Raw genomic sequence first — 21,716 nt, 5'->3', positions numbered from 1 at the left:
TTTTGTCGGGGTGGCAGGATTCGAACCTGCGGCCTCCACGTCCCAAACGTGGCGCGATAACCGGGCTACGCTACACCCCGGACAGAGCGTAAAGAAAATGTATTGAAGACATTTTTAGCGAAAGGGCCAGCTTGCGCATGGGCTTTCTCTCTTTAGCAATATCCAAAATTTTAAATCCTAATTTTACTTAAAACCTCAAATTTTCGGATTGCAAATATATACAAAATGTAAAGTTTACCAAACAACTTTCAACAAGTATTTAACCTTAACATATATTTTAGACCAAATAGCAAATTATATCTGTTTATTTGTGTTGAAATTTGCTAACCAAAACCTACAAAATCATTATACTAAAAAAGTATTTATCGCTTTTAATTTTTCTTTTTTCTGCATCTATTTTTGCTCAAATTAAAGGAAAAGTTATTGATGTTGTCACCGGAGCTACACTATCGAACGTAGAAATATTTTCAGACAATAATCTAATTACCTTTACAAATGACTTAGGTGTTTTTAATCTTGAAACCATTGGCACATTCACATTCAAACGACTAGGCTATAATACGTTAAGATTTAAAGTTAAATCTAAAGATTTTCAAATTATACAACTCCACAGTAAAGCATCAGAATTAAATGAAGTTGTTATTGATGCCAATCATATTCCGAAGGAATTAAAAGAATCCGTTTCTACAGTATCAATTATTTCTCAAAAAGATATCGAACGCGGTAATTCAATTAACATTTCGGAAGCAGTTAATCGTTCTCCAGGAGTGTTTATGCAAAGTGGCGCACTAAACACAAATAGACTTACTATCAGAGGTATTGGATCTAGAAACCTTTTTGATACTTCAAAAATTAGAGCTTATTTTAAAGATATTCCTTTAACTAACGGCAGCGGAGAAACTAATATTGAAGATTTTGAACTAAATGCTATTTCGCAAATAAAAATTACAAAAGGCGCTACGTCTAGTGCATTTGGTGCAGGTTTAGGCGGTACTATTTTATTGAATCCAACAAATGCATATCTAAACACAACTTCAATAAATACTGAATTTACGATTGGATCTTTCGATTTGTATAAGTCTACCCTTAACTTTAATCACGGTGATTCTAAAAATAGTTTTAGAGGTATTTATAGTAATACAACAGCAGATGGATTTAGAGATAATAACAATTATAATAGACAGACCGTTACACTAACTACAAATCATTTTATAAACTCTAAAAACGAACTTACATTTTTGGGAAGTTTTGTAGATTTTAAAGCATTTATTCCAAGCTCGATAAATCAAGACGATTTTGAAAATAATCCAGAAATTGCGGCTTTTACATGGAGACAGTCACAGGGTTTTGAAGATTCTCAACGTGGCATTTTTGGTGTAACTTGGGATCACGTCTTTAATTCAAAATTAAAATATATTACAAGCGTTTTCACCTCATTTAGAAATGGTTTTGAACCACGACCTTTTAACATTTTAGACGAAAAAACACTTGCTTACGGCTTTAGAAGTCGCCTCTTAGGAGAAACAAAATTTCTTAAAAAGTCAGTTCAATATACAGTTGGTGGCGAGTATTTTAAAGACAATTATCAGTCGCAAACATTCCAAAACTTGTATCAAGATTTCCCGGCAGGAACTGGAAGCGTCCAAGGTAATCAGCTTTCCGATTTTGAAGAAAATCGACAATATTTTAATCTCTTTTTCGAAATAAATTTTGATGTATCCGACAAAACCTTATTAGTAGCTGGTTTAAACTACAACCAAACGCAATACAATTTGGATGACAACTTCCCTGTTTCTACAAACAATCTTAATCAATCAGGTAGTTTTAAATTCGATGGCATTTGGTCTCCTAAAATTGGGGTTTCGCATCAGTTGTCAGACCAGTTAAGTATTTATGGAAATATAAGTCAAGGCTTTTCTCCTATTAGCTTACAAGAAACCCTATTACCGAGCGGACAAATAAATAATGACTTAGAGCCTGAGACAGGCTGGAATTATGAAATAGGTAGTCGCGGAAGTATCTTTAAAAACAAATTGCAATATAATTTAGCCGTGTACAGACTAGATGTTCGAAATCTATTGGTTGCTCGCAGAACTGCTCAAGACCAATTTGTTGGTGTAAATGCTGGCCAAACGTTGCATGATGGAATTGAACTTTCGCTAAATGCTTCATTAATAAATGAGACAAATTTTAGCGTTAATAGTTTTTTCAATTTAAGTATAAATGATTATAAATTTGAAGAGTTTATCGATGGTGACAATAATTTTTCAGGAAATGACTTAACTGGTGTACCTTCAGAAGTACTAAATGCAGGACTAGATTTTTCTTCAAAAATTGGTTTTTTTGGTAACATCAATTTTCAGCATGTTGGTGAGCAACCAATCACAGACAGTAACAATCTTTATAGCGAAAATTACAACTTAACTAATTTTAAAATTGGTTACCAAAAAACATTTTCAGATAAAATACAGCTTTCAATATTTTATGGTTTGAATAATGTTTTTGATGAAAAGTACGCCTCTCAAATATTAATAAACACTCAAGGTTTTGGGGGTAGCCAACCGCGCTATTTTTATCCTGGTAATCCCGTAAATTATTATGCAGGACTTAATTTTAACTATTCATTTTAAATAAAATATAAGTAACTTTATAAAGTAAAACATAAACCATGAAAAAGATTAAAATTTTACTTCTTGCAATTGGCGTAATTTTCGCTTCTTGCAAAGACAAAGAAAACAAAGAAGTAGCTTCAAATGATACTGAGCAATCTAAACAACAAATACCTGTTGGTACAGAATCTCCTGTTGAAGCTGAGCCTGCGACTAATGTTAATTACAAAGCCGAAATTGTTGTACCAGACTTAAGTATTCCTTGGGGATTTGTGTTTTTGCCAGATGACTCTATTTTGATAACAGAAAAAACGGGCGAACTTATTCATTTTAAAGATGGAAAAAAGACACAAATTGAAGGTTTACCAGAAATTTACGTTCGTGGTCAAGGCGGTTTATTAGACATTGAGTTACATCCTAATTATAAAGAAAATGGGTGGATTTATATAACTCACGCTTCTAAAGATGGCGATGGCGAAGGCGGAAACACAGCATTAATAAGAGCTAAACTAAATGGCAACAAATTAACCGAAGTTACACGTTTGTATAAAGCTGAACCAAACTCGAAACGTGGACAACATTTTGGCTCTCGTATAGAGTTTGATAATGAAGGTTTCCTTTATTTTTCGGTTGGTGATCGTGGAAATCGTGATGAAAACCCTCAAGATATCACAAGAGACTGCGGAAAAATCTATAGATTAAACGACGACGGAAGTGTACCAAAAGATAACCCTTTTGTAGATAAAGAGAATGCTAAAACAGCAATTTTTAGTTACGGTCATCGTAATCCGCAAGGCATGGCTAAACACCCAAAAACAGGAGAAATTTGGGTCAATGAGCACGGACCAAAAGGTGGTGACGAGATTAACATTGTTAAAAAAGGAGAAAATTTTGGATGGCCTGTTATTAGTTACGGCGTAAACTATAGCGGTACAAAATTTACAGACATCACTGCAAAAGAAGGTATGCAACAACCTCTTTTTTATTGGGTACCATCCATCGCACCAAGCGGAATGGCTTTTGTAACATCAGACAAATATCCCGATTGGAAAAATAACATACTTGTTGGATCTTTAAAATTTGAATATTTAGAGCGTTTAGTTTTAAAAAACAATAAAGTTGTAAAGCGAGAAAAATTACTTGAAGGTATGGGTCGTGTTAGAGATGTCCAGCAAGGACCAGATGGTTTTATTTATGTTGCAATTGAAAATAAAGGCATTGTAAAAATTGTACCAAACAGCTAAAACAACGTTTCAATGAAATTGAACAAAATAATTCAAATAGTAGTGCTTTTCATATTTGTGCTATCTTCTTGTAAGGAAAAAATCAAGGAAGAGAAAAAAGAAAGACGCACAAAACAAAATATTGAAACAGTACAAAGCAATCCACTAAAAGAAAGTATTGCTCGCGGCAGATTGGTCTATAACGATTTTTGCATACAGTGCCATATGGCAACAGGTAAAGGTGTTGCTAATACATTTCCACCTTTGGCAAATTCAGATTATTTAAAAAATAAACAAGAGGAAAGTATTCACGGTATAAAATATGGTCAAAAAGGAGAACTCATTGTTAATGGTAAAACTTATAATGGTGTTATGATGCCTATGGGTTTAGAAGATGATGAAGTTGCCGATGTAATGAACTATATTAACAACTCTTGGGGCAATAATTATGGTGATTTAGTGACCGAAAAAGAAGTTGCCGAAATCCAAAAGTAATCTGCATCTAATTAATTAACTTTGTAAGCTTAAAAAAATTTAGAAATTAATGCTAATTATTGGAATTGCCGGCGGAACAGGCTGCGGAAAAACAACTGTTGTAAACAAACTTATAGAAGAACTTCCTGAAGGCGAAGTTGTTGTAATTTCTCAAGATTCGTATTACCAAGACACATCACATTTAAGTTACGATGAGCGTGTAAAAATCAATTTTGACCATCCACGTTCTATAGACTTCGATTTATTGGTAAAACATCTTAATTTACTTAAAGATGGTAAAACTATTGAGCAGCCAGTTTACTCTTTTGTAAAACACAACCGAACTGGCGATACCGTTTTAACCAAACCTCGCAAAGTGGTTATTGTTGAAGGTATTTTAATATTAACAAATCCTGAAATTAGAGAATTATTTGATATTAAAATATTTGTGCATGCCGATAGTGATGAGCGTTTAATTAGACGCTTAAAACGAGATATCTCGGAGCGCGGTAGAGATATTGATGAAGTTTTAAACCGTTACCAAACCACACTAAAACCAATGCATCAACAATTCATAGAACCAATGAAAGAGTATGCAGATATCATTATACCAAACAATAGATACAACACGGTTGCCGTTGACATAGTAAAAACAATTATTAGCGATAGACTTTAGTAAGAGATGACAAAATTTAATCCAAAATACCTTAAACCTTTCAAGAATTTCTTCGTTCTTGTTACTGTTGGTTTTGTAGTTTGGATGTTGTTTTTTGATACACACTCGTGGCTTTTGCATCACGATTTAAATAAAGATATTGAAGCGTTAGAGAACGAAAAAGAGTACTACCGCAATGAGATGGAAAAAGACAAAAAAGCTATTAAAATTTTAAGTACAGAAGAAGGTGTAGAAAAAGTGGCAAGAGAAACTTACTATATGAAAAAGCCTAACGAAGAAATTTATATTATAGAATACGAAGACAGCATTCCTAAAAAAGATAATGATGAGTAAACTATTCAATGATTTTGAAGAAATATCATCAAAAGCTTGGAAACAAAAAATTCAAGTAGACCTAAAAGGTGCAGATTATAATGACACCTTAATATGGAAAACACCAGATGGTATCAATGTAAAACCCTTTTACCACGCAGATGAATTTAAAGATTTACCTGAGGTATCAAAATCAAAAGCTACAGATTGGAAAATTGCTCAAGCTTTTGAAGTAAATGCTGCAAGAGAAGCCAATACACAAGCAAAAATCGCAATTGAAAAAGGAGCAGAATTCATCATTTTTAATATTAATAATTCTGAAATCGATATAAATACATTAGTTGAAGGAATTGAAACCGGCATTCATATTAATGCTTCGGAATTTTCAATAGAATTTATCGAAAGTATTTCTAGTTTGAAACGTAAAAATATCAGCTTTAACAATGATATTATTGGGCATTTAGGCAAAACAGGAAATTGGTTTTCAAACCTAAAGGAAGACCATTTAACTTTTGAAAAATCTGTTTCAAATAGCAATCAAATTTTTGTTGACCTAACGCATTATCAAAATGCAGGGGCAAATAATGTTCAGCAACTAGCCTATGCATTGGCACACGTTAATGAGTACCTTAATCATCTTACAAATAATTCTAAAAAACTCGACCAACTCAATGTAACATTTTCTGTTTCAGTTGGTAGTAATTATTTTTTCGAGATTGCAAAACTCCGCGCTTTAAGACAATTATGGTCTGTTTTAGCAAAGAGTTATAATGCAAATATAGATTGTAAAGTTATTGCTACACCGAGTAGACGAAACAAAACCATTTACGATTATAACGTAAATATGCTACGCACGACTACAGAATGTATGAGTGCTGTTTTAGGTGGCGCTAATGTAATTTGCAATCAGCCTTATAATAAACTGTTTCAAAATCCAACCGAGTTCGGAGAGCGTATATCTAGAAATCAACTGCTTATTCTTAAAAAAGAAAGCTATTTTGATGCAGTAAATAATCCTTCTGACGGTTCTTACTATATCGAAAGTTTAACCGAACAATTGTCAGAAAAAGCTCTAGAATTATTCAAAAATATTGAAACAAACGGTGGCTTTTTAAAGCAGTTAAAAGAAGGAACAATTCAGCGCAAAATAAAAGAAAGTGCAACAGAAGAACAGTCCGCTTTTAATAACGGAGAAATTACACTTTTAGGAACAAATAAACACCCTATTGCAGATGATAAAATGGCTAGTAATTTAGAAAAAATGCCATTTTTGAAAATTGAAAAAAGAAAAACGCTTATAGTTCCTATTATAGAAAAGAGACTTTCGGAAGAACTAGAAGCTAAAAGATTAAAAGAAGAATAAATTATGACATTTAAAAAAATAGGTATATTCATTTTAGCATTTTTTTACATCAGTTTACAGTCTTGTAAAGACAATGTAAAACTTGAAAATATACTCGATGAAAAGCAAGAACAATCGCCTTCAATTGGCACTAAACATTTTCTCGAAGAAGATGGTATACAGCTGCAATTACCAGACAATTTTAAGAGATTATCGCTTGCTAAATATTCTGAAATATTAAATTCAAAATCTAATAAAAACAAGCAAATTTTAGCACGTGCTGAACTTCAGAATTCGAGAAGCCTTAACGGAAACAGTTACATTTTTTATAACAAAGCTGATGAGGAAACTTATTTTGTAAACACCATTCCGTTTTCTGAAATTGAAAAAGAAGATGCACAAAAACTACTCGGCATTATTCGTCAAAACAATAAAGAAGTAGCTAAAAAACATGATGTAAAGTTTACTAAAGTCACTGCAAAGTTTAAATCTATAACTGGAGCACAAATTTTTAAAGCTGTCTTTAAAGCTGATTTTAAGAAGACTAAAACCGTAAATTATCAGCACACGTATTACATTACTTCCAATGATAAATCGGTATTACTTAAACTGATAACACCTACAGAAAATAGTTTTGACAAATACATTGAAAAAATGATTTTTTAATGACACGAAAAGATGTACAACATATTACGCTTGAAGAAAAAGCATTAGAACATAATATTTCTAAAGAGCAAAACCATTTTGAAACTGCAGAAGGCATTTCTGTAAAACCAACTTACTCAAAGGATGACATTGCTGATTTAGAACATCTCAATTTTGTAGCTGGTATTGCACCTAATCTCCGTGGACCATATTCTACAATGTATGTACGTCGACCTTGGACTATTAGACAGTATGCAGGATTTTCGACTGCTGAAGAAAGTAATGCCTTTTACAGACGAAATTTAGCTGCAGGTCAAAAAGGATTATCGGTTGCCTTTGATTTGGCAACGCATCGTGGTTATGACAGTGACCATGAACGTGTAGTTGGTGATGTTGGAAAAGCGGGCGTAGCTATAGATTCGGTTGAAGACATGAAAATGTTATTTGACCAAATTCCGCTAGATAAAATGTCAGTTTCAATGACTATGAATGGAGCGGTTTTACCAATTATGGCTTTCTACATCGTAGCAGCTGAAGAGCAAGGCGTAAAACCAGAAGAATTATCTGGAACTATTCAAAATGATATTTTGAAGGAATTTATGGTGCGTAATACCTACATCTATCCACCAACGCCATCGATGAAAATTATATCAGATATCTTTGAATATACGAGCAAAAATATGCCACGATTTAATAGTATTAGTATTTCAGGGTATCATATGCAAGAAGCTGGTGCAACTTGCGATATTGAGTTGGCATATACACTTGCCGATGGCTTAGAGTACATCCGAAAAGGACTTGAAGCTGGTATGGATATCGATACCTTTGCACCTCGCTTATCCTTCTTTTGGGCCATTGGGATGAACCATTTTATGGAAATTGCAAAGATGCGCGCAGCCAGAATGCTTTGGGCAAAACTTGTAAAGCAATTTAATCCTAAAAATCAAAAATCTTTAGCATTAAGAACACATTGCCAAACTTCTGGTTGGAGTTTAACTGAGCAAGACCCTTTTAATAATGTTGCACGCACCACTATTGAAGCGGCAGCTGCCGCGTTTGGTGGCACACAAAGCTTACATACAAATTCTTTAGATGAAGCTATTGCATTACCAACAGATTTCTCTGCACGAATAGCTAGAAATACCCAAATTTATTTACAAGAAGAAACACATATTACAAAAACGGTTGACCCTTGGGCAGGAAGTTTTTACGTAGAAAAATTAACAAGTGATATTGCTGAACGTGCTTGGCAACATATTCAGGAAGTTGAAGAATTAGGCGGAATGACAAAAGCAATTGAAGCAGGAATTCCAAAACTGCGAATTGAAGAAGCCGCCGCTCGCAAACAAGCCAGAATAGACTCTGGTCAAGACGTTATAGTTGGCGTAAACGAATATAGACTCGAAGAAGAAGACCCTTTACATATTTTAGAAGTCGATAACCAAACCGTGAGATTACAACAAATCGAACGCTTGAATAGTATTAAAGCATCTCGAAATACTGAAGAAGTTAATGCCACTTTGGCAAAATTAACCAAAGCTGCAAAATCAGGTGAAGAAAATTTACTAGCTTTAGCAGTAGATGCTGCAAGAAAACGTGCAACATTAGGCGAAATTAGTGATGCACTTGAAGCCGAATTTGGACGTTATAAAGCACAAATAAAATCATTTTCAGGTGTGTATAGTAAGGAAATAAAAGACGATAAAAGCTTTAAAAAAGCCCGTGAATTAGCAGATACATTTGCCGCTCAAGACGGGCGTCGTCCTCGTATAATGATTGCCAAAATGGGACAAGATGGTCATGACCGAGGCGCAAAAGTTGTTGCAACTGGTTATGCAGATGTTGGTTTTGATGTCGATATTGGTCCATTGTTTCAAACACCAAAAGAGGCAGCCAAACAAGCCGTAGAAAATGACGTGCATATTTTAGGCGTGTCGTCTTTAGCGGCTGGCCACAAAACACTTGTCCCTCAAGTTATAGAAGAATTAAAAGCTTACGGAAGAGATGATATTATGGTAATAGTTGGTGGTGTAATACCAAAACAAGATTACCAATTTTTGTTTGATGCTGGTGCCGTCGCTGTTTTTGGACCAGGAACTAAAATTAGTGATGCGGCTATACAAATTTTGGAGATTTTAATTGATTAAATTCTGTTATTCTAATTAAAACTTTAATGCGTAACTTTACTTAAAAAGAAAAGTTATGAATTATAAAATCCATTTATTATTGTTATTGTTTTTCTCTACCGTAATAGTTTCTGCACAGTCTTATCAAACAGCAACAATAGAAATTGAGGGCAAAAACATAGAAGTTTTTATTTTATCTGAATCTCCAATTGGTTTCTATAAAACAAAAGAAACCAACAGATATTATATTGAGAATAAAAAGAATACAACAGAATTAGTATCTCTAGACAATCTTTCTTATCCGCCAACAAATGGTAAAAATCGAGGCAAGCTCTTAGTTATATTTAGTGACTGTGTTTCTGTAAGAAGTAAAGCTTCAAAAAGCGATTTGTCAGAAGGTCGAATTTTAGCTTTAATAGAAATGTATAAAAACTGTGAAAGTTATACTGAGGATTACGAACTTTCAACACGAGAAAAAATAAACCAATCATATGCTAACCAAAAAAGTATAGTTAATTACGATTTTGGTGCGGGTTATTACAATCAGGAACTAAATTTTAGGTTAAATGGCAATCGCTCATTAGCTAGCAACAAAGGTGGAATTAGTATTTACGCAAGTGCAAATATTTCACCAAAACATTTAATTAGTTTAACTGGTCGTCTCTTTTATGATTTCTCTTTGCAATATAATTTTAACTCAACTTACGATTTTGGTAATTTTAAAAGCGATATTTCTTCGCTCTTTGTAACTGTTGCACCTAAATATTATTTAAATAAGTCAATCACAAAACTAAATCCTTTTATTGGTGCTTCAATTGGCGCAGCAATCTTAAATTACGATTACACAGACGATTCAGGAGTTGATTTTTCAAAAATTGATGGTACAGATGTAAAAGTTATTTACGGTTTTCATTTGGGTACAGAACTCTTTGATGATTTTGAATTAAGCTTAAATTATTACCCTGATTATAAGTTTAATGTTGTTATTGACGATACAACAGCAATCAATTCAAAATTTAACAGTCTCAATCTCAATATTGGGTACAAATTTTGATTAAAATATTGTAGGCGTCTTACCTAAAAATGAAAAAAAGAATTATCATATATCCGAATAGAATTAAGGGATTTGCAATCCTAATAATTTTTGCTGTGATAAATTCATCTGCTTTTGCTCAAAAAGCAAGCTTAATTAAATCTATAAAATCGGATACTATTCTAAAAAAGGAAGCGATAATCAATAAAAAAAAGAAAAATACACTTATAGAATTTAATGGAAATGATGGACCGTTTATCATTAACGATAGTTTACTTTATGTGGTAGATGAAGCCAACCATCTAAAAATTACAACCGTTTTTGATAAAGATTCAATACCAGTAGAAGTTTCAAATTTAAATAAAACAGAATTTTTTGTAAGTCTTGCATCAGGATATGATATTCCAGATTCAGAATACGAACTTCCTGAAAAAATTGTGGCAATTTCTGATATAGAAGGTAATTTTAACGCTTTTTCCAGCTTTCTGTATTCAAACAAAATAATAGATAAAAATTACGATTGGATTTTTGGTGAAGGGCATTTGGTTTTAAACGGAGACTTTGTAGATAGAGGTAAAAATGTAACGCAAGTTTTGTGGCTTATCTATAAATTAGACCAACAGGCAAAAGCACAAAATGGTCAAGTCCACTTTATTTTAGGAAACCACGAAATACTAAACTTTTACGGTGATTACAGGTATAACAACGGAAAGTATATTAAAGCAGCGCAAGTCATTAGCAATAAAAACAATAACGAAGAAGCTTTGCGATTTTTATATTCTGAAAATTCTGAAATTGGAAAATGGCTTGCTACAAAAAATGTGATTGAAAAAATAGGAGACTATATTTTTACACACGCTGGCTTGAGTCCAGATATTTTAAAATACGATTTAAACATCAAAGACATTAATAAGTTGGTTCGAAAAAACTATAACAATTTAGTTAAAATTGAAGATAAAACTGAACGGTTTTTATACAGTTCAGATGGGCCGTTTTGGTATCGAGGTTTAGCCAGAGAAAAGCTTAAATCTCAAGAATTAGACGAAATTTTAGAGGAGTTTAAAGCTAAAAAAATAATTATTGGTCATACTCCAGTTGATAGTATTTCTTCTAAATATGAGGGTAAATTAATTAATATTGATGTGCATCATGGGCAGCAAATGTTTTCTGGTAAAACTTATGGTTTACTAATTGAAAACTGTGAAGAGTTTATTATTGACGACACCAATAAAATTAAAGCTTTAAACAAAGACTAAAGTCCTTCAAAATATCTATCTAAATACGCTAAACGCTTTTTTAACCAATCTTCAAGATAGGCGTAATGTTCTGCATTAGACAATTCGTTCAACTTATTTTGCCAAACTAAAAATTCGCGCTCATATACCAATTCATCCGTAAAAGAATTATAAATGGCATCAATTTTAGAAAATAGGTTTCTATCATTATAAACAGTACCTCGTAGTTCTTTCCAACGTGTTTTAAGCTTTCCTTTGTAACCTTGAGGATTTTGAGCAATTAGCCTTTTAAACAATCCGTTGGTTAAAACATCATCTGTGGTAGCAATACGTTTTCCATCTTGAATAACCCCAAAAGTACCATCCAAATCCCACGGCACAATAAAATAAGGTTGGTTAGCATCATATTTTGCAAGTGAATAATTTTTACCCAAATTATCTGTAGCTCTAATAATATTTACAAAAATGTAATAATCAATGGCATTATCTAACACAAATTCTTCTGAAATTTTAGTTTTAAAATCTTCATTGCTAGAATTAACAACTAAATTTTGAAACCTTGATAAGTCACCAAAGTCTGAAGTATAATCAATAAAAGGATAATTAGATTCCCAACCAATCCAGCTTTTAAATACATTATCGTATTCTGGTGACGCTTTTGAAAAATCTGGTCCACCTTCATAAGAATTTGCTCTATAAATTCTACCTCTGATGGTATCGCCTTTATTCTTTTTAACTTGTAATTGTTTTCTATCAACAGACTCCATCAACTGATACAACCCGTAGTATTTGTTGTTTTTAAAAACTTCTACATAAGCCACATCAAAACCACTTTTTGCTTCGGGTTCTTTACCTAAATAATAGGGTTTATGGGTTTCGTTCCAAAGATTAGTTGCTACAAAAGAACGCAGACGGATTGGCTCATTAAACATGGCATCTAAAATCCAATCGTCATCAGAACGCATATGTAAAAACTGAGCATCTACACTCTCCTGAGTTGTGGCGTCTTTCCAAAGTTCTAAATCAAAAGATTTTTTATCAAATGATAACGAAAGATTGCCACGATGTCTCACACCCATTACAGATTCCACAAACTGCTTGTCATCGTAATAGCTGAATTTTCCTTCAATTTTTTTGCGACTATTAATCTGAGCGTCATTCATTGAAATATGAATGATTGGTAATTTGGTAATGTATAATTTATATTTAGTATCAGCTTTTACTGAAATCGCATTATTATGTGTGAGCTTTTCACCCTTTTTATCGAAAACATAAGTCTTATCAAAAGTTATAGATTTTACGTTTTGAGAAGCTAAATTTGTTTGATGCCAAACAATAATTTTACGCTCTATATCTATACCATAGCTACCTTTTTCTGCTATGATATCTTGAGAACATGATGTACTAACAAAAAATAAAAGAAAAATTAATGCAATTGTATGTTTCATTTCTCTCATAATTAATCTTGTAAATAGGTGTAAATTTAAAACTTATAAATCAATATTATTCTTAATCAATCAATAATAAAGCCATAATAAAAATTTAAGGCAATGTTGACAACTTCAATTTCTAAAACCCACAAATAATTGTATTTTTAAACCCTAAGAAAACCAAATCGATTAATGGGTAAAATCATAGCCATAGCAAACCAAAAAGGAGGCGTTGGTAAAACAACAACTTCTGTAAATTTAGCCGCTTCTCTCGGTGTTTTAGAGAAAAAAATATTATTGATAGATGTAGACCCACAAGCTAACGCAAGCTCAGGTTTAGGCATTGATGTAGACGCCGTTGAAATTGGTTCTTATCAAGTTTTAGAACATACAAAAACTGCCAAAGAAGCCATTGTAACTTCTAATGCACCAAACGTTGATATAATTCCAGCGCACATAGATTTAGTAGCCATTGAGATAGAACTTGTGGATAAAGATGAACGTGAATACATGCTAAAGAAAGCATTGGAAAACGTTAAGGAAGACTACGATTATATAATTATGGATTGTGCGCCATCACTAGGCCTACTTACGTTAAATGCACTTACTGCTGCAGATTCTGTAATTATACCTATTCAATGCGAATATTTTGCCCTCGAAGGCTTAGGAAAATTGCTAAACACTATTAAAAGTGTTCAAAAAATACACAACAAAAATTTAGATATCGAAGGTATGTTATTAACTATGTTTGATTCTAGATTACGATTATCTAACCAAGTGGTTGAAGAAGTACAAAAACATTTTAGTGATATGGTTTTTGATACAATTATTCAAAGAAATGTGCGTTTAAGCGAAGCACCAAGTTACGGCGAAAGCATCATTAATTATGACGTTAGCAGTCGAGGTGCCGCCAATTATCTTAATTTGGCAAAAGAAATAATTAAAAAGAATTTATAATGGCGAAGGCAACTAAAAAACAGGCTTTAGGACGAGGACTTTCAGCATTACTTAAAGACCCAGAAAATGATATAAATTCTGCTTCAGACAAAAATGCCGATAAAGTTGTTGGTAATATTGTGGAGTTAGATGTTGAGGATATAGAGATTAATCCGTTTCAGCCACGTACCAATTTCAATGAAGAAACCCTCAGAGAATTAGCTTCATCTATTAGAGAGTTAGGAGTTATTCAACCAATTACTGTTAGAAAATTAGCCTTTAACAAATACCAACTTATTTCTGGTGAGCGTCGTTTTAGAGCATCTAAACTTATAGGAAACGCCACCATACCTGCATACATTCGTATAGCTAATGACCAAGAATCATTAGAAATGGCACTTGTTGAAAATATTCAACGCCATGATTTAGACCCAATAGAAATTGCATTATCATACCAGCGTTTAATAGATGAAATTCAATTAACGCAAGAGCAAATGAGTGAGCGTGTTGGTAAAAAACGCTCAACAATTGCCAACTATTTACGTTTATTAAAATTAGACCCAATTATACAAACTGGAATGCGAGATGGTTTTATAACCATGGGACATGGACGTGCAATGATAAATATTGAAAGTCAAGTTGACCAACTCGAAGTTTACGAAAAAATCATCACTAATAAGTTATCTGTTCGTGCTACTGAAGCTTTGGTTAAAAATTTAAATAATCCTTCAGATTCTAATTCAAAAACAGAAACAGTTGCCATTCCGAAGCCAATAAAAAAAGGAATTAAAGAATTTTCGGAATACTTTGGGCATAAAATAGACGTTAAAGTAGCAAAGAACGGAAGCGGAAAAATTTCAATTCCTTTTCATTCTGAAGAAGATTTTAATCGCATTATAAAACTCGTAAAAAGTGCTAAATAAGCAACCTATCTTATTTTTTCTCTTTGTTATTGTTTCGGTCTGTGGATTTTCGCAAGTTGAAAGCGATACGATTACAGATACTACAATTGATGAGCTAAAAATCGAACAAGCACTTACAAAACAACGTGAGATAGACCCATTGCGTCCATCAAAAGCAGCGTTTTATTCTGCAATCTTACCAGGTTTAGGACAAGCCTACAATAAAAAATATTGGAAAATCCCTATTGTTATAGGTGCCATAACAACAGGTATTGTGGTTTATGACTTTAACAACGACCAATACAACCGTTACCGTGACGCTTTTAAAAGACGTTTAGCTGGCTTTACAGATGACGAATTTTATGGAACTGGCGCAACACCAGCAATTTCTGATGATGGCTTAATAAGAGCACAACGCCAGTTTCGCCGTAATAGAGACATTGCTATGCTTATTACAGCTGGCATCTACATCTTAAATATTATAGACGCCAATGTAGATGCGCATTTATTACAATTTAACGTAGACGAAAATCTTGCCATGAGACCTCATTTTCAATACAATCCAATGGAAAACTCCTCGGATTTAGGTGTCACCGTAAATTTTAAATTTTAGATATTTTGCTTATGAAAATAGCTTTACTCGGTTATGGCAGAATGGGAAAAATAATTGAACGCGTTGCTATAGAACGCGGTCATTCCATTTCAATAAAAGCAGATAGCAAAACCACTTCGCTTAATTTTTCTGATACAGACGTAGCCATAGACTTTAGCTTGCCTTCAACAGCAGTTTCTAATATCAAAGCATCAATTGATGCTAAAGTTCCCGTAATATCCGGAACAACTGGTTGGCTTGAGAGCTATGAAGATATAGTGTCTTATTGCAACGAAAAAAAGGGTGCTTTTTTATATGCATCCAACTTTAGTTTGGGTGTCAATATCTTTTTTGAAGTTAATCGCGTTTTAGCAAAATTGATTGGAAACTATTCTGACTACAAATTGAATATTGAAGAAATTCATCATACCAAAAAACTAGACGCGCCAAGCGGAACAGCAATTTCCTTAGCAGAAGATATTATTCAAAATTCAAAATTTACTAATTGGGCAATGGATAAAACCAACGCTGATACCGTTAAAATTGAAGCCAAACGAATAGTTGATGTCCCAGGAACACATATTGTAAATTACGATTCTGAAGTAGATAGTATAGAAATAAAACACACCGCTCACAATCGTGAAGGTTTTGCGCTTGGTGCTGTTATTGCTGCGGAATGGATTGCCAATAAAAAAGGTGTTTTTAATATGAAAGACGTCTTAAATATTGGTTAATTTGCAAAAAATTTGAAACAATTTATAATACTTTTCTACCAACTGTAGAACAAAACATAAAATATGAACTGGACAGAGTGGTTAATCTTTTTTCTGATATTACAAGTTATTCACGGACTTGGTACATGGAAACTATACGTTAAAGCTGGCAGGCAAACTTGGGAAGCGTTTATCCCTGTTTACAATGCTGTGATTTTAATGAAAGTTATTTCACGTCCTTGGTGGTGGGTTATCCTTATATTTTTGCCAATAGTTAACCTAATTATGATTCCTGCTGTTTGGGTAGAAACCGCAAGAGCTTTTGGCAAAGACAGTAAAATTGACGCATTATTGTGTATAGTTACTTTAGGGTTTTACTTGTATTACCTAAACTACGCTGCAAATGTTCAATTTATAGAAAACCGAAACGTGAAGCCTAAAACTACGACTGGCGAATGGATTACCTCTATCCTATTTGCAATTGTCGCAGCAACAATCGTGCATACGTATTTCTTTCAGCCTTTTGTTATTCCATCATCATCTTTGGAAAAATCCTTATTGGTTGGTGATTTTTTAGTGGTAAGTAAAGTGCATTATGGCCCAAGAGTACCAATGACCACAGTGGCTTTGCCAATGGTGCACGACACTATTCCTGTTGTTGGAGTAAAATCTTATTTATACAATGATAATTACGAAAAACGCAATACTGCTTGGCAAAATAAACTACAGCTACCTTACCTAAGGATTCCTGGTTTTGATAAAATTGAAAGAAATGACTACGTCGTATTTGGGCAACCAGCCGATACGTTGCGGGACATGAACGATTTTAGACCAGACCGCACCTACTACAAACCTATTGATAAAAAAACCAACTTGGTAAAACGTTGTGTTGCTATTGCTGGTGATACGTTGGAAATTAAGGAAGGTTATGTGTATATAAATGGTAAGAAAAATGAATTACCTGATAGAGCAGAATTGCAGTTTTCTTACGATGTAAAACTAAAAAATCCAATGGCATCACAAGCTGATGTAAATCGTATTTTAAAAGTGCTCGACCGCGCGGATATCGATGATGGTATGTACAGAGTTAATGATGATACTTATCGATTAGCTGCTGCATCAGACAAAGCTATTGAAGCTTTTAAAAATCATCCTGAGGTATTATCTGTTGAAAGGTATATTAAGCCAAAAGGTCAATTTTCTCGTGATGATTACGGAAGACCAGACATTTTTCCGCGTGACCCAAACTATTCTTGGAACAGAGATTTTTTTGGTCCACTTTACATTCCAAAGGCTGGTACTTCAACGAAACTTACCGTGCAGAATTTACCGATATACAGCCGTTTAATTCAAGAATACGAAGGTCATAAAGTTTTTGCTCGTGGTAACGAAGTGATTTTAGATGGTAAGGTTGTAGATTCTTACACGTTTGAAAAAGATTACTATTGGATGATGGGTGACAATCGCCACAACTCTATTGACGCAAGAGCTTGGGGATTTGTTCCATTTGACCATGTTATTGGGAAGCCTGTATTTATTTGGATGAGTATTGATGGTATCAATGACGGTCTAAAAAATTGGAGCATTCGATGGAATCGCGTTTTCACCACAGTTAATGGTGAAGGCGAACGCACTAGCTATTTAATTCCTTTTTTAGTATTAGTTTTTGGTCTAACATTTTTTAATAGATGGCGAAAGAAGAAAAAGGCAGAATCTAAAAAGAATTAATAAATGATTGTTCGGTCGAGAGCAGTCAAAACCTATTTTAAATCAAATCGTCTTGAAGTTCTCGACTGCGCTTGAACAGATAGACATAACCATTACAATGTCACTAATTCACCCGACTTACTTTCCAAACATTGCACATATTTCGGCAATAGTTTCTGAGACTAAATTGGTGTTTGAGGTTTGTGACAATTACCAAAAACAAACGTTTAGAAATCGTACTGAAATATATGGCGCCAACGGAAAATTAGCTTTAACTGTTCCTGTTTCTTACACACAAAAGAATCGTCAACAATACAAAGATGTGCGAATTTCAAAAACTGAAAATTGGCAATCTCAACACTTAAAATCATTAGATTCAGCCTATAAAATGTCGCCATTTTACGAGTTTTATATCGATGATTTAATGCCACTTTTTATTGAAGAATTCGACTTTCTTTTAGATGTTAATTTGAAGTGTTTTGAACTGCTTTCAGATTGTTTAGAAATTGCAATTCCATTTACACTTACAGAAGAATTTATTCATCCTAAAGAAGCCGACAATGATTTTAGAAGCTTGGCAAATGCTAAAATTGCTTCAGAATTTAGCTTTGATAATTATACCCAAGTATTTACAGAAAAACACGGCTTTTTAAGCAATTTAAGTGTTTTAGACGTCCTTTTTAATGAAGGTCCAAATGCTATGAATTATTTGACTAGCCAAAAAGAGAAATTATGACAGTACAAAGTTTAACGCATTACGGCATTCATTTTATTGTGCCGCTAATTGTTTCTCTTTTATTTTTTAAAAAAAAGTGGAAAATAGCTTATGTAATTATGCTTTCAACTTTTGTCATAGATTTAGACCATTTATTGGCCAATCCTCTTTTTGACCCTAACCGTTGCAGTATCAATTTTCATCCGTTGCACACCTATTACGCAATGATTTTGTATATGATTTTAGCTGTTTTAAAACCGACAAGGATATTTGGTGTCGGTTTAATAATTCATATTATAGCTGATGCTGTGGATTGCGCTTTTATTCTAAGTTAAAACTTTGTGCCACTGCAACTTTTTAGACATTCGACTGCCTGAATGGATTAATATTTAAAAATGCTATTTTAGTGTAGCTTTGATAGGATAATGGTCCGATAATTTGATACTGTAATTTTTAAAACCGTTGACATCAAATTCTGTATCAACCAAAATAAAATCAATACGTAGCGGAATACCATTATAACTAAGTGTTTTTCCAAAACCATTACCTGCTACATTAAATGCGTCTTTAAAATTACCTTTTAGCTTTCCGTAGATATAAGAGTAGGCTGTATTATTAAAATCGCCAGTAATTATAACTTTATAAGGACATTTTTTCATGTGCCCTAATACCAGTTCTGCTTGTGACTGTTGCATCTGAAACACGTTACCAATACGCTTGGTCAGTTCTTCAGAACCTTCTTTTTGTAAGTCACTCACTTTTGTGCTAACACGAGATGATTGCAAATGCAAATTGTAAATTCTGATGGTATCATTCTTTTTTGCGACATCTACATAAATGGCATTATTTGATGTATTTGGAAACGAGATTGAACCCGAATTGATTATAGGAAATTTTGAAAAAATTGCCTGACCCGTTTTTAGCTTTCTGCCTGACAAATACTCATATTTGTGATAACCTTTCAATCTAAAATTGGGCATCACTCTATATTCTTGAAAACTAACAATCGATGGATTCTCTTTGGTAATGAAGTCTTTTATCTTTGAATCAACATCAGTTTCTGGTAACCAATCGTAACGGTTAAACAAACGAACATTATAACTCATTACTGAGAAGTTGCCCGCATCGTCTTTGGATTTTGAACCCGTAAATTTATAGATAGAAATGATGTAATTGAAGCCTAAAATTAAAACAACAAGCGATAAAATCATCTGCTTTTTAACATTGAATAACCAATACAGAAAAAAGATGATATTTAAAACAATAAGTCCTGGAACTGCCAAACTTAAAACAGATAATAACGAAAATGTTTTTGGCGGTATATAAGGTAAAATGTAAGCAATAAGCAATAAGAAAGCTGCCAACGAGTTGACTAAAAATATAAGTTTAGGTAAAAACTTTAGGCCTTTCATTTACACTTATTTGCCTTGTTTAAAAAGAAATTCTTTTTCTTTTGCTGTTAAGCTTTCGTAACCACTTTTACTAATTTTGTCGAGTATAGCGTCTATTTGTTTCTGATTATTTGAAATGTTAGTTGTCGTTTTTGGTTTTGATTTTGAACTTGAAGTTCTTTTAGTACGATGTACCGTTTTTAAATTAGATTTTGGTTTAAAAATGGCTACAAATTTATCGGCTATTTTTTCAAACCCGCTACCAATATCTTTTCCTTCCATTAATTTTTTCGCATAAAAATAGCCTAAAATATATCCTCCAATATGAGACACGTAACCGCCAGAATTAAAACCTAAAAGCATACGGATAACATCTAAACTTACAAATATTAGCGCCACGTATTTCCACTGTATATTAAATAAATTAAATGGTCTAATTTGAGAATCTGGCATGTAAACAGCGACAAAAACCAATAGTGCAGCAACACCAGCCGATGCTCCTCGTAAGTTACCACCAGCACCAAAAAAGTTAGTTGGCCATAAACTTGCAACACTCATATATAAAACACCACCAACGATTATACCTAGAAAATAAATATTAAGAACCATTTTAGGGCGAAAGAGATTTACTAAGACTCTTGACAAGTAAAAAAGAAATAGCATATTAAATATAATATGCATAAAATCCGCATGTATAAAGCTGTAGGTAATTATTGACCAAGGTTGTATAATAAAATCAAGAAAGTCTGAAGGCAAAACAAAATAATTTTGTAACCAACCTAATTTCGAAACCCAAAGCAGCAAGCAAACCACAAAAACAATTACGTTTATGGCAATGATTTTACCAAAGGCACTTAAATTATTGTACTTGTATTTTAAATCTTGAAAGATGCTCATGTCTAATTCCAACGGTATTTATCCATACTATTCTTTTTCCAATACCACATAATCAAGAATCCAATAACTGCACCACCAACATGTGCCATGTATGCTGTATTACTCGGACTAAAAAATGATTGACCAGTTACAGCAGAAATGATATCTAATAAAATAATTCCAGGTATAAAGTACTTGGCTTTTATAGGAATTGGTAAAAAAATAAGCATCAACTCCGCATTTGGATTCATCATACCAAAAGCTGCCAAAACACCCATAATACAACCAGATGCACCGACCATTCTTGCATCCATAATTGAACCCATATTTCTAATTTGACTAATCTGTTCGGCATTTAATCCATCAGCGATTCTATTAGCTTCAAACATTTGATAAATTAATTCTGGCGATACGCCGGAAGAAACTAAACTATTATAATCTGGTAAGTAATTAAAGTAATAGTAACCAAGTTGAAACAAAACAGCTCCTAATCCTGCAGAAAAATATATGAATAAAAACCGCTTCTGCCCTATTTGGCGCTCTACGGCTGTACCAAACATCCATAAGGCAAACATGTTAAAAAATAAATGTCCAATATCTCCATGCATAAACATGTGCGTCAAAATTTGCCAAGGTTGAAACGAGGGATTTTGAGGAAAAAATAATGCAAACCACTCGTAAAATAAACGTCCATTGCCGATGCTTACTGTCCCAATAAACATCAAAACATTGACTATTAAAATATGCTTTACTGCGTCTGTTATTCCTAATCTCATAAT

The 21,716-nt window shown here is 33.2% G+C and carries 21 protein-coding genes and 1 tRNA gene; 17 read left to right on the top strand and 5 right to left on the bottom strand.

Translation table 11 applies throughout. The features are described 5' to 3' along the window. Positions 1–5 precede the first annotated feature (5 nt). Positions 6–80 (bottom strand) — tRNA-Pro (locus ACFQ1Q_RS09605). Between the two features lie 240 nt (positions 81–320). On the opposite strand from ACFQ1Q_RS09605, the gene ACFQ1Q_RS09600 reads away from it, so the two are divergent. Genes ACFQ1Q_RS09600 through ACFQ1Q_RS09555 form a run of 10 tightly spaced genes read left to right on the top strand, consistent with a single transcriptional unit; the run spans position 321 to position 11,696 of the window. Further along, positions 321–2,630: a TonB-dependent receptor domain-containing protein gene (locus ACFQ1Q_RS09600; RefSeq protein ID WP_386130523.1), complete on the top strand. Its 2,310-nt coding sequence runs from the start codon at positions 321–323 to the stop codon at positions 2,628–2,630. A 38-nt stretch (positions 2,631–2,668) separates the two neighbouring features. Continuing rightward, on the top strand, positions 2,669–3,853 hold the full coding sequence (locus ACFQ1Q_RS09595; protein ID WP_386130521.1) for a PQQ-dependent sugar dehydrogenase: 1,185 nt from the start codon (positions 2,669–2,671) through the stop codon (positions 3,851–3,853). A 12-nt stretch (positions 3,854–3,865) separates the two neighbouring features. Further along, a complete protein-coding gene (locus ACFQ1Q_RS09590; protein ID WP_386130518.1) occupies positions 3,866–4,327 on the top strand; it encodes a c-type cytochrome in 462 nt (153 codons plus the stop codon). Between the two features lie 49 nt (positions 4,328–4,376). Further along, complete coding sequence (udk, locus tag ACFQ1Q_RS09585) at positions 4,377–4,982, top strand: uridine kinase (protein WP_386130515.1); 606 nt, start codon at positions 4,377–4,379, stop codon at positions 4,980–4,982. Positions 4,983–4,988: 6 nt separating this feature from the next. Continuing rightward, positions 4,989–5,315, top strand: coding sequence for an FtsB family cell division protein (locus ACFQ1Q_RS09580; RefSeq protein WP_386130513.1), 327 nt, complete (start codon positions 4,989–4,991; stop codon positions 5,313–5,315). Continuing rightward, positions 5,308–6,657 (top strand): methylmalonyl-CoA mutase subunit beta, encoded by a 1,350-nt coding sequence (locus ACFQ1Q_RS09575; RefSeq protein ID WP_386130511.1) that lies wholly within the window; start codon positions 5,308–5,310, stop codon positions 6,655–6,657. The genes ACFQ1Q_RS09580 and ACFQ1Q_RS09575 overlap by 8 nt, the downstream gene beginning before the upstream one ends. Positions 6,658–6,660: 3 nt before the next feature. Beyond that, on the top strand, positions 6,661–7,302 hold the full coding sequence (locus ACFQ1Q_RS09570) for a hypothetical protein (RefSeq protein WP_386130508.1): 642 nt from the start codon (positions 6,661–6,663) through the stop codon (positions 7,300–7,302). Then, on the top strand, positions 7,302–9,428 hold the full coding sequence (gene scpA / locus ACFQ1Q_RS09565; RefSeq protein WP_386130505.1) for a methylmalonyl-CoA mutase: 2,127 nt from the start codon (positions 7,302–7,304) through the stop codon (positions 9,426–9,428). Before ACFQ1Q_RS09570 ends, scpA begins: the two co-directional genes overlap by 1 nt. A 55-nt stretch (positions 9,429–9,483) precedes the next feature. Next, a complete protein-coding gene (locus ACFQ1Q_RS09560) occupies positions 9,484–10,461 on the top strand; it encodes a hypothetical protein (protein WP_386130503.1) in 978 nt (325 codons plus the stop codon). A gap of 29 nt (positions 10,462–10,490) precedes the next feature. Beyond that, positions 10,491–11,696 carry a metallophosphoesterase gene (locus tag ACFQ1Q_RS09555; RefSeq protein WP_386130500.1) on the top strand — a complete coding sequence of 402 codons (1,206 nt, stop codon included), beginning with the start codon at positions 10,491–10,493 and terminating at the stop codon, positions 11,694–11,696. Here ACFQ1Q_RS09555 and ACFQ1Q_RS09550 read toward each other — a convergent pair. After that, on the bottom strand, positions 11,693–13,123 hold the full coding sequence (locus ACFQ1Q_RS09550; RefSeq protein WP_386130498.1) for a CotH kinase family protein: 1,431 nt from the start codon (positions 13,121–13,123) through the stop codon (positions 11,693–11,695). The genes ACFQ1Q_RS09555 and ACFQ1Q_RS09550 overlap by 4 nt on opposite strands. A gap of 174 nt (positions 13,124–13,297) precedes the next feature. On the opposite strand from ACFQ1Q_RS09550, the gene ACFQ1Q_RS09545 reads away from it, so the two are divergent. From ACFQ1Q_RS09545 to ACFQ1Q_RS09515, 7 genes are all read left to right on the top strand, one after another. Next, positions 13,298–14,062 carry a ParA family protein gene (locus tag ACFQ1Q_RS09545; protein WP_386130495.1) on the top strand — a complete coding sequence of 255 codons (765 nt, stop codon included), beginning with the start codon at positions 13,298–13,300 and terminating at the stop codon, positions 14,060–14,062. Continuing rightward, a complete protein-coding gene (locus tag ACFQ1Q_RS09540; RefSeq protein WP_386130492.1) occupies positions 14,062–14,964 on the top strand; it encodes a ParB/RepB/Spo0J family partition protein in 903 nt (300 codons plus the stop codon). The genes ACFQ1Q_RS09545 and ACFQ1Q_RS09540 overlap by 1 nt, the downstream gene beginning before the upstream one ends. Beyond that, a complete protein-coding gene (locus tag ACFQ1Q_RS09535; protein ID WP_386130489.1) occupies positions 14,954–15,556 on the top strand; it encodes a DUF5683 domain-containing protein in 603 nt (200 codons plus the stop codon). Before ACFQ1Q_RS09540 ends, ACFQ1Q_RS09535 begins: the two co-directional genes overlap by 11 nt. Before the next feature lie 11 nt (positions 15,557–15,567). Beyond that, positions 15,568–16,269 (top strand): 4-hydroxy-tetrahydrodipicolinate reductase, encoded by a 702-nt coding sequence (gene dapB, locus ACFQ1Q_RS09530; RefSeq protein ID WP_386130486.1) that lies wholly within the window; start codon positions 15,568–15,570, stop codon positions 16,267–16,269. A gap of 63 nt (positions 16,270–16,332) precedes the next feature. After that, complete coding sequence (gene lepB / locus ACFQ1Q_RS09525; RefSeq protein ID WP_386130483.1) at positions 16,333–17,976, top strand: signal peptidase I; 1,644 nt, start codon at positions 16,333–16,335, stop codon at positions 17,974–17,976. A gap of 52 nt (positions 17,977–18,028) precedes the next feature. Beyond that, positions 18,029–18,691, top strand: a complete 663-nt coding sequence (locus ACFQ1Q_RS09520; protein WP_386130480.1) for a WbqC family protein — start codon at positions 18,029–18,031, stop codon at positions 18,689–18,691. Further along, positions 18,688–19,005 (top strand): DUF6122 family protein, encoded by a 318-nt coding sequence (locus tag ACFQ1Q_RS09515; protein WP_386130478.1) that lies wholly within the window; start codon positions 18,688–18,690, stop codon positions 19,003–19,005. The genes ACFQ1Q_RS09520 and ACFQ1Q_RS09515 overlap by 4 nt, the downstream gene beginning before the upstream one ends. Before the next feature lie 63 nt (positions 19,006–19,068). On the opposite strand, the gene ACFQ1Q_RS09510 is transcribed toward ACFQ1Q_RS09515, so the two are convergent. From ACFQ1Q_RS09510 to ACFQ1Q_RS09500, 3 genes are read right to left on the bottom strand one after another with little or no spacing between them, the layout of a single operon-like run. Then, positions 19,069–20,082, bottom strand: a complete 1,014-nt coding sequence (locus tag ACFQ1Q_RS09510; protein ID WP_386130475.1) for an endonuclease/exonuclease/phosphatase family protein — start codon at positions 20,080–20,082, stop codon at positions 19,069–19,071. Between the two features lie 6 nt (positions 20,083–20,088). Then, on the bottom strand, positions 20,089–20,958 hold the full coding sequence (locus ACFQ1Q_RS09505; protein ID WP_386130472.1) for a rhomboid family intramembrane serine protease: 870 nt from the start codon (positions 20,956–20,958) through the stop codon (positions 20,089–20,091). 2 nt (positions 20,959–20,960) lie between these two features. Next, positions 20,961–21,713, bottom strand: coding sequence for a rhomboid family intramembrane serine protease (locus ACFQ1Q_RS09500; protein WP_386130469.1), 753 nt, complete (start codon positions 21,711–21,713; stop codon positions 20,961–20,963). Positions 21,714–21,716 lie beyond the last annotated feature (3 nt).

The sequence above is a fragment of the Winogradskyella litorisediminis genome (assembly GCF_042675765.1).
Taxonomy (GTDB): domain Bacteria; phylum Bacteroidota; class Bacteroidia; order Flavobacteriales; family Flavobacteriaceae; genus Winogradskyella; species Winogradskyella litorisediminis.
Note: the sequence above shows the minus strand (reverse complement) of the source record. Positions and strands in the feature narration are given on the sequence as shown.